Origin of the sequence: Apilactobacillus kunkeei, assembly GCF_001308195.1 — a bacterium.
GTDB lineage: Bacteria > Bacillota > Bacilli > Lactobacillales > Lactobacillaceae > Apilactobacillus > Apilactobacillus kunkeei_C.
In genome coordinates this window covers 17343-34624 of record NZ_JXDF01000008.1, presented here as the reverse complement: position 1 = coordinate 34624, position 17282 = coordinate 17343, and the positions used below count along the sequence as shown (strand labels likewise).

Sequence of the window (17282 nt, the reverse complement as noted above, 5' to 3'; positions counted from 1 at the left end):
ACACCTCCGAATTATGTTATTTTATCAAATAAAAATAATCATTTTATCGAAAGTGCTTTTATTTATCTGTTCAATATTATAACTTCAGTTCCTTGTGTGGTTGCTTTTTTTATTAATCGATTGGTGTGGTTGACTTCAATACTTCGGATCTCCAAAGTACGACTAGATAACCGTAACCACTGCTATCGAATGATAGACTTTCGAATTCACGGTTGGTACCAAAGGTAGTGTAGTGAACATCTTGTGGTTGGATGTTGTCATTTCTGACTTCATCTACCGGAATGGAAATAATCATATCGTTTGATAGTAGGTATAGACGATTGTTGTTGCGGTTGTAGGTGACCTGTTGGTTAAAGCTTCCTGGCCACTTGATTAATCCTTTGACCGGAGTGAATTGAATACCATTTTCGTTCATTGTTCCATGGAATAATGTGTAGGTACCCTTCATCTTCTTAGGACCACCACGAACACCAAAGTATGCATTACCATCGTTATCGAATGTCAAAGTATGGACAGCGTAGTAATGACCCTTGTTGTTTAGTTTGAAACGGTAAACGTGAACTGGGTTCATGGTTTCTGCATCCATTTCAGTTACTTGGTTGTAGAAGTCATCTCCAACGACCCCTAACTTATCATCTTGAGCCAAGTAAACGTGGTTGTTACTTGGGTTGTATGACAATGTTTGACCGTGACCAATATTGGTAACTGGACTGATTGTTAGTAGTTTGGATAAGTCAAAGTACTTGCTAAACAAGTCATTACGTTGACTAATGCTATCAATTTCACGGTTGTTATGATCAATCTTGGCGTTGAAAGCATCAATCTCCTTATTATCTTTATCGATTAATTTCCCTTGAGCTTGCTTAACACTGTTGTAAGTCTTAAATGCCTTTGGCGTAAGCTTTTGCATATTATTCTTTTGCGCATTTAACTTCTTGTATGCATTGTTAAGTTTAGTATTTTGCTTGTTAAGTTTAGTAATCGATTTGTTAATTTTAGCAATTTGCTTCTTAAGCTTTTTAATTATCTTAGCTTTTGTATGTCTCTTTTTTAAAGCCTTTTTTAGACTCTTATTTAGTTTCTTTGCTGCCTTACGGTTAACCTTAATTGCCTTACGATTAGATTTAACCGTCTTACGATTAGCCTTGACTGTTTTAGTTAACTGGTTCTTAGCTAGTTTAGTAGCGTTGTTAAAGGTCTGTTGATTATTCTTGATATTCAAGTTAGCAGCAGCAATTTCATTTTTCATGTCGGTAATCTTTTGTTGAATATTATCGTTATCTTTTCTGTAGACATCAGTATCAACGATGAAGTCAGACAAATTCTTACTGTGGTCGCTGCCGTAAACAGAGTTTCTGTTAAAGAAGTTACAGACCTTGGCTAAGATGTTTTGTTGGGTACTATCATCAATCCCTAGCTTATCTAAGGAATCTAGGCCAATCTTTACAATTGCACCCTTGTTAGTGTTGGTTCCGGCAGATTCTACAAAGTAGATACTGTTGTTAGCAATGATTCCACCTTGGTAGTTTCCGTGTTCTTCTGGACTAACGTGGAATCCTTCAGGTAGGAACCACTTAGTCTTAAAGGTTGTTGAACCGGTGTTAATTGAATCAATTGATGTGTAATTACTTGGCACATCCATGTCACGAACACGGGTGTAGTTACCCCATGTTGGCGTAATATTAGGTAGCTTAGTATCGATAATATGGTATTTAGTGTTGTTATCGACATAAGCATTATCGCTGGTGGTAGTTGCAATTCCATCGGTGTTGATAGAATCACTGATGGTCTTGTTATCGTTGAACTGATCACCAGACTTTTGTGTCCCCTCGTTTGGCTTTGTTGCATCACCATCGATAGCTTCTGGATCCTTATCATCGATGATGTTGGAACTACTATTGGCATCTGCGGATACCTTAATTCCAAAGTCAATTGAAGGTAACGAAACTAACATTGCAATGATTGTCAAAAGTAAGAATAGATTTCTTAGCTTTTTCATGTCAAAAGTCGCCCCTCTCAAATTTAATTACTGTATCTATTTAAACGCTTTGGACACCGTTTTGCAATAAAATAATCGCTAAATGATACACTGATAATTTAAAAACATTTTTAACATGATATAATGTAAATTAATATTGTATAAATGAAAAGGACGTTTTTAATGGCATACCAAAATCGCAATAATCGTTCCAACTATAACGACGTTGAAGTCGAAGTTGGCCAACAATTTAAAATGACCATCAAAAGAATGGGCATTAACGGTGAAGGAATTGGATTTTACGAACACAAGCTTGTGTTTGTTACCGGTGCCTTTACCGATGAAAAAGTCGTCGCTGAAGTAACTAAGGTCTACCCTAATTACATCAAAGCAAAAGCCGTCAAGATTAACCGTGTATCCGAAGACCGTGTTGAACCTCGTGATAGTTATGCCGGCAGTGTTGGTGGATTCGAACTTGAATCACTATCATATCCCGCACAACTTCGTTTCAAACGTGATCTAATCAAACAAGCACTGGAAAAGTTCCAACCACAAGGTTACAAGAACTTCAAAATCCGTTCTACTATGGGAATGGAAGATCCATACGAATACCGTAATAAGGCTCAATTCCCAGTTCGTATGAAGGATGGCAAGGTCATCGCCGGACTATTCAAAGAAGGAACTCACGACTTAGTCGACCTTCCAGAATGTTCAGTTCAATACCCTGCTACCATGAAGGTAATGAGAAAGATTGTCGAATTCATCCAAGAACTAGAAATTCCTGTTTTTGACGAATCAAACAATTCCGGAATCGTAAAGACTGTCATCGTCCGTGCCGCATTAAACACCGACGACGTTCAAGTGGTCTTTGTTACCAACACTCCTAAGTTCGTTAAAAAAGGTTTCATGCTAAAGAAGATCATGATGGAATTACCAGAAGTAACTTCCGTTATGCAAAACATCAATCCTGGTGACTCCCCTCTTATCTGGGGTGACAAGACAGTGCACTTAGCTGGTAAGGATACCATCGTTGAAAAGATTAAGGGACTAAGCTTCGAACTATCAGCTCGTGCTTTCCTACAATTGAATTCAATTATGCTTCCTCGTCTATACGAAGTTGCCATCTCAGCACTTGAACTTACCGGAAACGAAAAAATCGTTGATGCTTACTCCGGTGTTGGTACCATCGGTTTACCTTTAGCTAAACACGCCGAAGAAATTCGTGGAATGGATATTATTCCAGAAGCAGTTGAAGATGCTAACCACAATGCTATCATCAACAAGATTAGAAATGCATACTACGAAGTTGGTAAGGCTGAAGACCTCCTTCCAGAATGGTTAGAAGAAGGTTTCAAACCGGACGCCATCATCGTTGATCCACCACGTACTGGTCTAGACGATAAATTAATTGACGCTATTTTAAAGAGTGCGCCAGAAAAATTCGTATATGTATCATGTAACCCTTCAACCATGGCTGCTGATTTAGTCCAACTAACTCGTAAGTACAAGGTGGACTTCATTCAACCAATCGACATGATGCCACAAACACCACGTTGTGAAGCGGTCGTTAAATTTACTAGAAAATAATCGATAGAAAGTAGGTATTCAAATGGATAACTTCCCTAAACCACCAGATTTCAAGCAAAACTTCGTCTTCATGATTAAGCGCGATGATCGCATCAAGTTTGGTCGTTTTGGATTTTCAATTCTATCATTCTTGTTACATTGGATTCCTTCCATCTTACGTTCTGACTACTACAACACTGCATGTATCGTCGGTGTTGATGCTTGTATCTACATGGCGACTCACATGTTCTTACAACTTGTACTAAACGTTGACCCAAGCAATGCCGCAAACATTACCTACTTTGTAGGTGCTGTTATCTGGGGATTGGGTTACAACACTATGTACATCAAACGCCTAGTGAACAAAGGATTCAAACCAATTGATGTTGATTCTCAAAATGTTTTAAAACAACATCGCATTGACTGTGAACTAACTGACATGACCCCTGATGAAATCAATCATCAAGGACCAACACTTTAAAAGAAAAGACTCAAGATAATATCTTGAGTCTTTTTATTTTAGATTTGTTATTAGTATTATTTGCTAATCTTTAAGTCTAAATCGTCACCAATGTGTTCGGTGTAATTAAAGCCAGCTTCTTTGAAGTATTTCTTTAATTCATCATTCACATTCTTTAGTGGACGGCGATCTTCTTTTTGTTGGAACGCCTTAATGTCGTAAGCGGAATTATCTGAGTCAACGTTGACGAAATTGTATTCCACATCCACTGTGTTTAGAATTTGTTGAATTAATTGTCTTTCTGTCATAATTATCCTCCCAATAATACTTCATTATTTATTGTAAAACTAATTTAGACTTTTGTTAAAAAATCATGTAAAAATCTTTCTTAAGATTTTCTTTACTCCAATTTAACTCTCACTGCGTTATAATAATTGTAACTACATAAAAAGGAGTATCCGATATGAATTTTTTCTTAAATTCTAGCTTTAATGCAAAAAACTCCGGGATTGAACACGCCCAGTTAAAACGCGCAAAACTATTCGAAAAATTCGACGAAGACTACCGCCTAGTCTTTCGTGAATGGAACCCACTACTACACTTCCATTTAAACAATAACGGAATTGCGGATAAATATATCCTAAGCATTTTCGATTATTTCCAAAAAGCTACCGACGTACAAAAAAAGACAATCCGTCCAAAAGACATTAATTTTGGCGTCTCTAATCTAAGATACGAAGACGAAAAAGATCACAACCGTGTGATTGTCTACAGCAAGAACCAAATCGTCGCTCGTATCAACCTATTTGATAAGGAAGTTACCAACGATCAAATCGTTAAGTCTGTCGAACTATTCGATGGATTTGCCAACCTTTACCGTGTTGATTTCTACGACTACCGCGGTTTTCTATCAATGGCTCAATGGTATACTCCTGACAACAAGATTGCGACTGAAACTTGGTACACTCCTGAAGGTCGTCCAGCTATCGAAGACTACTTCAGATTAAACGCCCAAGGTAAAATGGAAAAATCTGGTTTTAAGACCATCGATGAAAACGGCACTGTTCGTACTCACAACAACATTGTGGGATTACTTCAAGAATTCTTAGAAGAAGTCAACGTTGAATTCATGGACCAAGACCATCCAAACATCTACGTAATGGATCGTTCTGATTACTTCGAAGAAATTCTAGAAAACTTGAGTTCTCCTACCTACACCGTCTTGCATCTACATAACTCACATGCCGGTGACGCTCAAGAACCAGATACTTCAATCATGAACAACAACTACGAATACTCACTAACCGATGCTAACAGATACGACGCAATTGTTTCTGCTACTGAAAAACAAACTAAAGACGTTAAACGTCGTTTCGACCCAGCAGTTGATATGTTCACCATCCCCGTTGGTGTGATTAAAAACGAAGACCTACAAGGTCAACGCATTCCAATGAAGGATCGTAAGAAACACAGTATCGTCGTAACTGCCAGAGTTGCTCCTGAAAAACAAATCAACAAGATTATCGACGCTATGGGAATGGCCAAAAAGGAAGTCCCTGACATCAACATGGATGTCTACGGATATGTTGACCACTCCAACGACGATATCGCAATGAAGCGTATTAACGCCTCATTAGACGAATACGATTTAAAGGATGCTGTTCATCTACACAGCTACACCAATGACGTTACTGGAGTGCAAAGAAACGCCCAACTATACGCCCTAGCCTCTGTCATGGAAGGTTTCAACCTTGCTCTAATGGAAGCTCAAGCTCAAGGTGATGTTGGTGTAACCTTTGATACCAATTACGGTCCAAACGAATTAATCGTCGATAACGAAAATGGTTACGTCGTTGATTACGACGACACCAAGGCCCTATCCGATAGAATGGTCAAACTGTTTACAGACGACGAATTATTACAAAAGATGTCAGATCAAGCTTATGAATTATCAAACCGTTTCTCAGAAGACAGCGTTTGGGCAGATTGGAAACAACTAATCGATTCTGCTAAGAAGACTTGGCAAGACAAACTAAAGACATACCACTTCGACATCAAAAAGGGTCTAAGTGATATGGAACACACTGAGGAGGCATAATCATGAGCAAGAAATTTTTATTCGTGAATGAAAACATTTTTACATTCAATTCGGGAACTGAATTTTCAGCCATGAACCGAATCAAACTGTTTAAACAAAATAACGTTGATGCCAAGATTGTTACCAGAAATTACAACCCTTCGTTGCATCAAGAAATTCAAAAATACGGTATCGCAGATGACGATATCATTAACATGTACGACTACTTCCAAGGTGAAATGGGTCCTAAGAAGCACCATGAGTACCTAAGATACTCTAACCTAGTCGACAAGCATGAATACAAGATTAACGGTGTCGACAACAACAAGTCATACATTGAAAAATTAGGTCAACGCGTGGCCAAGGTTTCCATCTTCCCACTTACTGTTGGTGAAATTGGAAACGTCGATTACTACGATAACTTCGGTAATGTCTCCAGTCGAGACGTCTTTGACTACCGTGGTTTCAAATCAAAGACCATCTACATGCATCCAGATGGCAACATCGGACACGAACTAGTCTTAAACAAGGCTGGTGATCCGGTCATGGAAATCACCCACATGAACATTGGTGATCAACTAATGCCTACTATGTACAAGCTATTAAACTACAAGGGTAAGACTCTTCGTTTCAACACCGAAGATGAACTATACACTTTTTTCATAAACGAAATCTCAGATAAGGACACTGTCATTATCAATGACCGTCCTTCATTGACTGTTGCCGTGGGAGAAGTAAAAGCTACCAAGCATAAGTACCAAATCATGCATAACGAACATACCGAAGATCCAGCACAAGCTGGTAATCCTAAGGCAAAGCTGTTCGACAATTTAACCCCACTATTTGATAAATACCAAAACACTTACGAGGGCGTCATCACCCCTACTGAAGCACAAAAGAAGGACTTAGAAAAACGCTATCCAAAGATGAACTTTTACAACATCTTTGATACTGCCATCTTTGAAATGCACAAGCCTACTTCAGACGTAACCAATCATGAAATCACCTACATGGGTCGTGTATTTAGAGACAAGAACGTTGCCGAATTAATCTCTATCATCCCTGCCGTTAAGCAAACCATCCCAGATGTCCACTTAACCATGATGGGATACTTCGAATCCGCTCAATTCAAGAATGAATTAGACGAAATCATCAAACAACTAGACGTTGCCGACAACGTTTCAATGATCGATTACAAGACCGGTCAAGATAAGCAAAACGTCTTAGAAAAGACCCGTGTCCTAGTCCAATCATCCAAGGGTGAAGGATTAAGCATGGCACTTATCGAAGGTTTATCTTACGGAATTCCTGAAGTTGCCTACGACGTTAACTATGGTCCAAATGAAATTATCGACAACGATAAGAACGGAGCACTAGTTGAATCAGGTGACCTAGGTAAGTTTGCTAGCAAAGTCATCGATATCCTAGCTAACGATGAAAAGCACAAGCAACAAAGTGAACACGCCATTGAAAAAGCTGATAAGTTCAGTGCTGACAATGTCATGAAACAATGGAATCAATTATTTGAAATCATCTAAGCCAAATAAAAAAAGCCCCTATCTACTCGATAGGAGCTTTTTTATTATTCTTTGTTAACCCAGGTCTTGTTAGCAGTAATGTATCTACCTTTACCAATGTATAGTCTGGTGATGCCCTTGTAATGAACAACTTTTTCGACCTTTATTCTGCTGTTAGAACTAATCTTTCCAACGGCATGCTTCTTGGCAAAAACTGGACTGTTGTAAATAACAATTCCTTGGTGTCTAATTACGCGATAGTATCTGTCGTTGTTTTGTGGTTCAACGGCGTAATAACCATCTGTGTAATCGGAACTATCCACGAAGTGGCCATGGATCTTCAATTGTAAACGACCGTGTACATATCTGTATCCTGAGACCTTGCGAACAGAAGAATGTTTTCTATCTTCGCTTAGATTGTAAACATACTTAGGAACGTTATCGAAATCATTTCTTAGCGCAACGTACTTCTTGTTGGAAGTGACGTATTCACCATTACCTAGATATAGTCTAGTGATTCCATTGTATTCAACTACCTTTTCAACCTTGAATTCGGAACCATAGCGCATGAAACGTTTGCGTTCGTGCTTACCGAATTCTGTACTACCGTATACCCAAACACCCTTGTGAGCGGATACGATGTATTCGTTTGAAGGTTCGTTAGTTGAGTAGTACTTACTGTTGTTGGCCTTCACATCATTCAATTGAGCATTTAGTTGATCAATTTGTGCTTTGTATTGATTAATCAACGCTTCGTTACCTGCATTCTTATCATTTAATGACTTGGTTACTTCTGCCAATTGAGCTTGATATTGGGCATTCAATGAAGCAGCTTGGCTGCTTAGTTTTGATTCTTCATTATTCATGGCAGCAATAGACATTGCTTCTTGTTGCGCCTTGATAATGCTAATTGCATTTTCATACTTGTTGGCAATTGAATCTCTAATTACTTGAGCTTGTGAGTCAGCTTGACTAGCTGCAACGCTTTGTGCGCTACTCATTGCTTCTTGGTTGGCTTTAGCTTGAGAGCTTAATTCGGCATCTCTTTGTGCGTTCAATGAAGCAACTGCACTTGAGTATTCAGCTCTCTTTTCTGCCATCATACTGTCTGCTTGTGAGTTAGCTTGAGCGATTGCTGATTGCTTATCGCTTTCCACTTGTGAACTCAATGATGCCATTTGACTAGCAAATGTTGAGTTAGCTGCATTTGATGAAGCGTAGTATTGACTTTCCAATGATGCCTTTTGGGCGTTCATGTCATTGTCAGCAATGCTCTTGGCAACGCTGGCTGCACTTGATGCAGCACTGTCGATTGCTGATTGAGCCTTACTACGTTCATTTTCAACTAGGCTATCGTAGTGGCTCTTGATAGCTTGTTGAGCTGAGGCATTTGATTGAGCCAAACTATCTAGTTGAGCTTGTGCTGAACTGTTCATAGTGTTTCTCACATCTTCAATTGCTTGACTAGCAGCTGATGATTGAGATGAAGTTTGATCATTCAATGATTGCACTTGTTTTGCATATGAGTCAGCGTAGGAATCAGCGATTGACTTCGCAACGCTAGCAGCATGACTTGAAGCTGAGTTAATTGTTGAATCCATTACGGATTGAGCAACTGATGAAGCGGCTTCACTGTCTGCCTTAGCCTTTGAGTTAGCACTTGATAGTGCTAGTGAGTTCGCAATTGAAGTAGCTGTTGATTGTGAACTAGCTAGACTTTCGGCAGCTGATTTTGCTGCTGAAACTGCTGAACTACGAATTGAATCGGCATTATTTGAAGCGTAAACGCTGTCGTTGTATGCCTTTTGTTGGGCATCGCTCAATGCTTGTGAGTTGGCAGTATTCAATGAAGCAATGTTTGAGTTAGCAATGCTTTCTGCCAATGATTTGGCTGCTGAAATAGCATCTTGAGCACTGTTAGATGCTGCGATACTGTCAGCTACTGACTTAGCATTAGCTGAACTTAGCGCTTGTGAGTTGGCAGCATTGATTGAATCAATTGTTACTTGAGATTGTGATGAAGTTAGACTCTTCGCAGCAGAAACGGCGTCAGCGATATCGCTTTCTGCCTTCTTTTGAGCTGCGATACTGTTAGCAGTTGATTGTTGTCTTGCTGAGCTCAATTCATCTTCATACTTAGCTTGTAGTGAAGCAATTTGTGATGCAGCGATACTTCTTTGTGCTTCACGAGCAGCATCGATAGCACTTTGGGCACTTTCTAGCGCAGCCAAGCTATCTTGTTGCGCCTTTTGTTGAGCGGCTGAGATAACAGCTTGGTTAGCACTGTTTAGTGAAGAAACCAAAGAGTTGGCTGAATCTTGTGCTGATTGTCTAGCTGAATCCAATGCTGAATTCTTAACGGATTCGGCACGGCTTGATGCAGCTGAACTGTCGTCAATTGCCTTTTGTTGAGCAGAACTCAATGCTACTGAGTTAGCAGCTGATTGACTGTTCAATGCTGCTGTAATTGATTGTTGAGCAGCAATACTAGCAGCACTTAGCTTGATGTTGTATAGACTATCAGCCATCAAACTATCTTGTTTAGCCTTGATTTGGGCATCAACCAATGCTTGTGAGTTCTCAGCAGCAACCGCAATTGATTGTTGTTCTGCAATACTTCTAGCAACTGATTGAGCTGATGATACCGCACTTTCTCTTTCTGAAACAGCTGCTTGACTAGCTTCAGCTAGGCTTTCTTGGTATTGATCAGCTTGTTCGTTTAGCATCTTTGCGTATGAGTCTTCAATTTGCTTAATTTGCGCATCGGTTACCAATTTGGCAGCTGATTGGGCTGAAGCAATTGCTTGACTCATCAATGAATCAGCATAGTTTGAAGCTGCAATACTGTCTGCTGCGGCCTTTGATTTGGCATCAGACAATGATTGTGAGTTAGCTGATGATTGGTTAGCAAAAACTGAGTTGGCTGAATCTTGCACAGATTTTTGAGCTGAAGCGATTGCTGAATCCATGATGGACTTAGCAAGTGATGATGCTTGTAAACTATCAGCATTAGCCTTTGAGATTGCTGCAGATAATGCTTGTGAGTTCGCAGTTGATGTTGCACTAGATTGTGCAGCAGCTACGGATTGGGCTTGGGCAATTGCATCGTCGACAGCCTTTTGAATAGCCGCTTGGGCTGATGATGCAGCGTTTTGACTATCAGTGGTTGCTTTGCTTCTAGCAGCATCCAAAGCTTGTGAGTTCGCAATTGAAGCAGCTGTTGATTGTTGCGCTGCTAAACTATTAGCGGCATCGACAGCTTTCTTAACTGCGTCTGCTTGCGCTGCTTCATATGATTGCGCCAGTTGATTTTGCTTAGTAGCATAAGAACTGTTCAATGAACTAATTGAGTTGGCATTAGCAGAAGATAAGCTGCTAGCGTAACTTTGAAGCGCACTGATGCTGGTTGCAGCATTTTGAGAATCTTGTGCGTACTTGGTATTTAGATCAGTTACTTCTTTTGCATATGAACTAGCAATACTGTCAGCCTTATCATTGGCTTCGGTAATCGCTAAACTATTCTTAAGTGCAGCAGCCAAACTGTCAGCCATCAAGCTAGTAATCTTGCTTGAGTAGCTGTTCATTTGAGAGGTAGCACTATCAATCTTAGCTTGCGCTGCGGAAGAACTAGCTTGTGATTCCTTTTGTAGGGTACTGATGTAATCACTGTATGAGTTGGCAATTCTTTGTCTTTCAGCAATTGCTGAACTTCTAGCGTTATCAGCAGCAACACTTTGTTCATATGAGTTCTTTGATTGCTGTGCGGCAATTGAAGCAGCTGTTGAAGCGGCATCTGAAATTGCAGCTGAAGATTGTCTTGCGGCTTCTTCGGCAGCACTTTGTGCTAATGAGATGGTTGTATTGAAATCATTTTGCATGCTGCTTAGTTGTTGTTGGTACTTAGTTACCTCGTTAGAAGCAGTGTTCTTATCAGCTTCTAGACTGTTAATGACAGCTTCATATGAGGCAACAACTGATCCATAGGAACTAGCCGCAACAGAACTATCGTAAGTAGCTTGACTAGAAGCAGCTGAACTAGCTGAAGATAGACTGGTGATTGCTGATGAATTCAAACTATTTTGCGCGCTTGCACTTGATTCCAAGTTAGCAAGTGATTGGTTAGCCTTGCTAATTTCATTGCGCAATTCATTAATAATCTTGTCATAGTCAGTGTTCAAAGTATTAATTTGTGCTTGATATGAATCATTTAGAACTTGTTGTGCTGATGATACGGCACTGTTCTTGTCATTTTCAGCATTTACTGAGGCAGCTGAAGAATCAGATTGTGACTTAGCAATCAAATCGTCGATTGCCTTGGAGTTGGCAATTGAAGTCGCAGTTGATTGTGCAGCTGCAATTGATTCAGCTTGGCTCTTAGCTTGTGATACAGCAGCGTTCACAGTTGAGTTCATTAGTGAAACGGCAGCATTTGAATCATCAATTGCCTTTTGGTTCAATGAACTAATTGCTTTAGCGTTTGAATCGGCAATTGATTGAATTTGTTGAGCAGCTTGTTGAGATGCAATGTCTTGAGCTGACTTAACCGCACTGGAAATTGCTGCTTGCGCACTGTCGGCTGCACTTGATAGGTCTTGTTCTTTCTTCTTGTTTAAGTCATCAATAGCAACAGAGTTGGCACTACTTTGAGCAGAGAATTCTGTTGAAGCTTGACTAGATGCTTCACTTGATGCCTTTGAAACAGCGTCACTAATTGCAGTGGTAGCACTGCTTTGGGCTTGATTCAATTCGTGACTCTTTTGAGCGTTGATGGCATCAATTGCCTTACTATTTTCAGCAGATAATGAAGCAATCTTTGAATCAGCATCATTTTGCGCTGATGAAATCGCTGAGGCAACAGCAGAATTCATGTCGTCTTGAGCCTTTTGAGCTGCGGCCTTTGAGTCAGCAATTGATTTGTTTGTTAGATCTTCAATTGCTTTAGCGTTAGCTGAAGATAGTTGTGTGGCTTCAATACTTGCTGAGTCTTGGGCTGACTTGATAGCACTTCTCATTGCGCTATTTGCTTGTTGCGAAGCGTTGTTTAGGTCGTCTTGGGCCTTGCTTTGTAAATCAACAATGGCTTGTGAGTTCGCTAAAGAAACGGCCTTTGAATCTGCATCAGCCTTTGCTTGAGCATCGCTTTGGGCTTGTTGAACAGCTTGAGCGATTGCTGATTGAGCACTATTAGATGCATTGATTGAATCTTGTTTTGCCTTTGATTGTAAGCTATCGATTGCGTTTTGGTTTTGTTGTGCAACTGATTGTGCAAGTAAATTGGCTGAGTCTTGGGCTGACTTAACCGCACTGTTCATTGCTTCGGCAGCTGAATTTTGAGCTGATTGCATGCTGCTGTTGTATTGAGTTTGAAGATCGTTAATCTTTTGTGCATTAGCTAAAGAAACGGCTTTTGAATCTTCGGCAGCCTTGCTTTCAGCTAATGATTTAGCGTTATCAGCAGCTTGTGAAATTGCTGCATCCGCGCTGTTAGATGCGTTAATTGCATCTTGCTTAGCCTTTGATTGTAGATTATTGATCTCATCTTGATTTTGTTGAGCAACAGATTGAGCTAAAGAGTTAGCTGAATCTTGGGCTGACTTAACCGCACTACTCATTGCTGATTGGGCATCGTTAGATGCTTGCATTGAGTCTGATTGGTACTTAGCCTTCAATTGATCAACTGCTTGTGAGTTGGCAATTGATGTTGCTGTTGATTTAGCGTTAGCATCATCAATTGCAGATTGAACTGCTCTGTTTATTGCTGCAGTTGCACTGTCAGCAGCTGCCTTTGAATCTGCTTCACTCTTTTGTTGAAGTGCGGCAATTGCTGCGTTGTTAGCATCAGTAATTGATTTAACTAAACTATCGGCATTTTGCTTTGCAGTCACACTAGCAGCAGACAATGCGTCAGCAAGATTTTGTGCTGCTTGTTGTGATGCTGCCTTTGAATCTGCAGTGCTCTTGTTTAGTAAACTTTGGACTGCTGAAGAGTTGTCCGCACTTTGTTTAGCAAAAGTATCATTAGCTGAACTAGTAACACTTGTAATTGCGTTGTTTAGTGCAGTTTGGGCAGCTTGTGAAGCGGCAGTTGAAGCTGCAAGGTATTGCGCTTGTTGTGCTGAACTACTTTGAGCGTATTGTGCTTGTAGTGAAGCAATTGTGCTAGTCAATACACCTTGTGCTGATGCACTCATTGAATTAGCAGCTGATGTAGCAGCACTGTTGATTGCATTGTTGGCAGAATCGCTCAATGTTTGTAGCGCAGTTTGGTAACTGGTGTTCAAGCTGTTAGTCAAGCTTTGGTTTTGACTAGTTAATTGAGTCATTACACCGGCAGCTGATTGTTGAACACTGGCAACAGCACTTGATCTTAATGAATCGGCAAGTGTTTTAGCAGCTTGTGAATCAGCGATGGATTTTTGAGCCAATGCGTTTAGCATTTGTTGAATTTGTGCGTTAATGTCGTTAATCTTTTGACGGTTAACAGCATTCATTGAATCGGTCGCTGATTGAACCGCATTACTCTTATCGATGACTGCTTGGTTGGATGCGGCAGCCAAACTGTTGTTGTATTGAGTTTGTAGTTGTGCCAATTGTTGGGCGTTTTGTGTGTTCAATGAAGCTTGGACTGATTGGGCTGATGATTGCACTGAAGTCAATGTTTGACTAATTGCGTTAGCCTTATCAATTGAAGCTGAACTACTCAAACTTTGTAATGCACTGTTAGCAGAAGCAATCAATGATTGAGCATAACTTGAAGCTTGTTGTGATGCTTGAGCTGCTTGTTGAGCAGCTTGTAATGATTGGTTTTGAATTGTTGTTAGTGAGTTTTGGTAGTTTGCACTAGCGATTGCAGAATTGGATGCTGCAATACTGTTAGCAATTGAATTTGCTTGGCTAGAAGCTGAATTAATTGCGTTTGTGATTGATTGGCTAAGTGCAGCCTGTGAGCTTTGAATGTAAGCAGCTGCAGAAGAACTGCTTGCAGCAGCCAATGAATCGGCCACTTGTGGTTTTGGAAGAACATAGATATATGCTGTTCCGTTCCACAAGTGTGGTATTACATGACCTGTAGAGTTTTGATTGTTTAGGTAATAGTTATTATCCAAAGATGTAACTGAAGTTACGACAGGATTATTAGTATTACCGTTGTACACTGCAACTTGTCCTTGTCCACTTACATATCTACCACTTGAGTCCATGAATTGGATTGGGTAGTAAACAACGTTTACTGTTGGAGTAACGTTGATTTGGTATTGCCCATTATTGTTGATAATTTGACCGGTTGTCATGTAGTAGTTATTACTATCAAAAGTTCCGTTATCAACTAATCTAGGTGTGTTATTTGCATTTAAAACGATGGATCCTTGACCATGGTTTCCACCATTGCTATCAACAAAGTATACCGGTAAAGTACTGCTGATTGAGTATGGGTTAACGACTACTTGGTATTGACCATTTACTGTAACCACTTGACCGTTAACCATGTAGTAGTTATTACTGTCAAAAGTTCCAACACTGGCAATTTTTGGGTTATTGTTGGCATCAAACGCAACTAGCCCTGTCCCATGAGCGTTTCCATTCGCATCAACGAATGTTAATGACGCTTGATTATTCACTACGTCAGGATTTACCAATACTTGGTATTGTCCATTAACGTTAGTAACTTGTCCATTGACGACGTAGTAGTTGTTGATATCTAAACTACCGTTATCGATTAATTTAGGATTGTTATTAGCATCAAATGTAATTGTTCCTTGACCATGGGTACCACCATTGCCATCAACAAAAGTTGCACTTGAGAAGTTGCTTAGTTTGTTTAAAACAACTTCCATAGTAAAGTTGTCATCGTTTGCGTCCTTAATCAATTGACCGTTAGGACTGATGTGGTAGTTACTGTTTGCTAGGTTTCCATAGTCAACTAATTGTGGAACGTTGTTTCCGTTAACGTTAACTTGACCTACCGCAGTGTTTCCACTGTTATCGACTACCGGTACACCCTTACTAGTGAATGTTACTGTTGATGTTCTAGCGTTCTTTAGGACAGCAAGTGAGTAGGTTCCATTTCCGTTAGATACGGCTTTAGCATTTGGTGCTACGTGGTATCCACTACCATTAATACTGGTAGTATCGTTGATGGTGGTTGATCCATCGGAGTTTAGATAAACAGAACCAGTCAATTGGTTATTGTTGCTGTCTGTTAGGATTTGATTGTTTGGAGTTACGAAGTTCAATGTTGCAGTTTGTTGGTTAACAGTGACAGCGTATTGACCACTGTTTTTAGCATCTGCAGTAATGTTTGGGGTTGAAGCATTTGGCACATAGTAGTATTGAGTTTGCAAGTTACCCAATGTGTATGTGTTGGTGATGCTTCCGTCAGTATTGATGTTAACTGTCCCTGTACCTACCAATTGACCACTAGTGTTATAGAAGTTCAATGGCTTTGGTTTTGAGGCAGAAGGTAAAGTCACTTGGTAATTTCCTTGGCTATCAAGGGAAGTTGTTTGACCAATTGCTTTGTTTAGCAAGTATTTACTTGTATCCAAAGAACCATATGATACGACGGAACTAATCGTATTAACCCCATTATTAATTAGGACCATCCCTTGAGCTGGAACTCCATCAGAATCATAAATTGTATTTCCATTTTGATCTACGAAATCAGCTAAAGCTTGGAAATATGGATGAGTTCCTGACGGTTCCACAGAAATACTATAAGAAAGTCCAGAAGGACTAGCTACAGGAATAGCTCCTGGTGAAATTACGTAATTATTTTGATTCAATACTTGTTGAACGGTAGATGAAAGTTTATAAATCTTGGTTGTTGGATTATATAAAATACCTGTTGGAATACCAGCCGCCCCAAGCCAGTTATTGTTATTAGTAACATCCAGTAGGTATATTGTCTTAGATTGATATGAAGAATTATCTCTGTAACTCAATCCTTCAGCCAAAGCTTGCTTATAATTAGCAACATTGTTATCAATGTTACTTTGCGCAGATGAAGCCATTTGGTCAATGATGGCTTGAGCTTCGGACAAACTAACCCCTGTTAGTGAATTATTAGAATCGCTACTTTGACTATTATTGGTACTAGTGTCTAAATTTGATTGCACATTTGAACTACTAACACTACTTACCGATGTGTTTACACTTGAAGCCGAACTACTAGCTTGAACGCTACTTGAACTGCTTTGTGAAGACGATGTTGAACTGGTGTTACTTGTTACTACTGGGCTCTTTGATTGATTGCTTGAATAAGTACTTTGATCCACAACTGCGGCTGCTTGACCTTTTGTCGTTTCATCAGCATTTGCACTAACTTGAGTTGTCATCAAAGTAAAACTAGCCGCACCAAAAAGCGCAAAAGAAGAAACGGATACTACAACCCAGTTTTTCTTTACTTTTTTCAACATTTTCTTGTCGTTTAGCTTTCTTATTTTTCTCTTATTGTATTTCAATGAAAAGGCACCTCCTCTTTAAATTTTCAGTGATAAACCTATAAAATCGTTTTTATACAACGAATATAATATCCTATTAATACCGCGATTTCTCGCTTAAAACATCGATTTTATAAAATCTTAAAAAAGTAAATAATTCCTTAATATTTCGATGAGATTTTTTCTTATTTTTCTGGAGTGATGGTCCAAATTTAGACAAAAGTATAAAAAATACCCGTTAGGAAAA

Annotated in this window: 7 protein-coding genes; 4 read left to right on the top strand and 3 right to left on the bottom strand. The window is 39.6% G+C overall.

Translation table 11 applies throughout. The features are described from left to right. Window positions 1-112: 112 nt before the first annotated feature. Window positions 113-1999, bottom strand: coding sequence for a hypothetical protein (locus tag RZ78_RS01250; protein WP_054607879.1), 1887 nt, complete (start codon window positions 1997-1999; stop codon window positions 113-115). 162 nt (window positions 2000-2161) lie between these two features. Between RZ78_RS01250 and rlmD the strand changes: the two genes are divergently transcribed. Next, a complete protein-coding gene (rlmD, locus tag RZ78_RS01245; RefSeq protein ID WP_155451835.1) occupies window positions 2162-3565 on the top strand; it encodes a 23S rRNA (uracil(1939)-C(5))-methyltransferase RlmD in 1404 nt (467 codons plus the stop codon). Window positions 3566-3587: 22 nt separating this feature from the next. Continuing rightward, entirely contained in the window at window positions 3588-4025 is a 438-nt protein-coding gene (locus RZ78_RS01240; protein WP_054607877.1) for a hypothetical protein, read from the top strand. A gap of 56 nt (window positions 4026-4081) precedes the next feature. Here RZ78_RS01240 and RZ78_RS01235 read toward each other — a convergent pair whose 3' ends face one another. Then, window positions 4082-4312: a hypothetical protein gene (locus RZ78_RS01235; RefSeq protein WP_054606172.1), complete on the bottom strand. Its 231-nt coding sequence runs from the start codon at window positions 4310-4312 to the stop codon at window positions 4082-4084. Between the two features lie 155 nt (window positions 4313-4467). Between RZ78_RS01235 and RZ78_RS01230 the strand changes: the two genes are divergently transcribed. Both RZ78_RS01230 and RZ78_RS01225 read left to right on the top strand, forming a co-directional pair. After that, the gene (locus RZ78_RS01230; RefSeq protein WP_054607876.1) at window positions 4468-6102 is read left to right on the top strand and encodes a glycosyltransferase; all 1635 of its coding nucleotides are present in this window, start codon (window positions 4468-4470) and stop codon (window positions 6100-6102) included. 2 nt (window positions 6103-6104) lie between these two features. Then, a complete protein-coding gene (locus RZ78_RS01225) occupies window positions 6105-7619 on the top strand; it encodes a glycosyltransferase (protein WP_054607875.1) in 1515 nt (504 codons plus the stop codon). Window positions 7620-7663: 44 nt separating this feature from the next. Here the strand turns inward: RZ78_RS01225 and RZ78_RS01220 are convergent, their stop codons facing one another. Further along, the gene (locus tag RZ78_RS01220; protein ID WP_054607874.1) at window positions 7664-17056 is read right to left on the bottom strand and encodes a DUF5776 domain-containing protein; all 9393 of its coding nucleotides are present in this window, start codon (window positions 17054-17056) and stop codon (window positions 7664-7666) included. Between the last annotated feature and the right edge of the window lie 226 nt (window positions 17057-17282).

Bases quoted from the DNA above. Each gene is read 5' to 3' on its own strand.
- RZ78_RS01250 (WP_054607879.1), bottom strand. From the start codon at position 1,999: ATGAAAAAGCTAAGAAATCTATTCTTACTTTTGACAATCATTGCAATG.
- rlmD (WP_155451835.1), top strand. From the start codon at position 2,162: ATGGCATACCAAAATCGCAATAATCGTTCCAACTATAACGACGTTGAA.
- RZ78_RS01240 (WP_054607877.1), top strand. From the start codon at position 3,588: ATGGATAACTTCCCTAAACCACCAGATTTCAAGCAAAACTTCGTCTTC.
- RZ78_RS01235 (WP_054606172.1), bottom strand. From the start codon at position 4,312: ATGACAGAAAGACAATTAATTCAACAAATTCTAAACACAGTGGATGTG.
- RZ78_RS01230 (WP_054607876.1), top strand. From the start codon at position 4,468: ATGAATTTTTTCTTAAATTCTAGCTTTAATGCAAAAAACTCCGGGATT.
- RZ78_RS01225 (WP_054607875.1), top strand. From the start codon at position 6,105: ATGAGCAAGAAATTTTTATTCGTGAATGAAAACATTTTTACATTCAAT.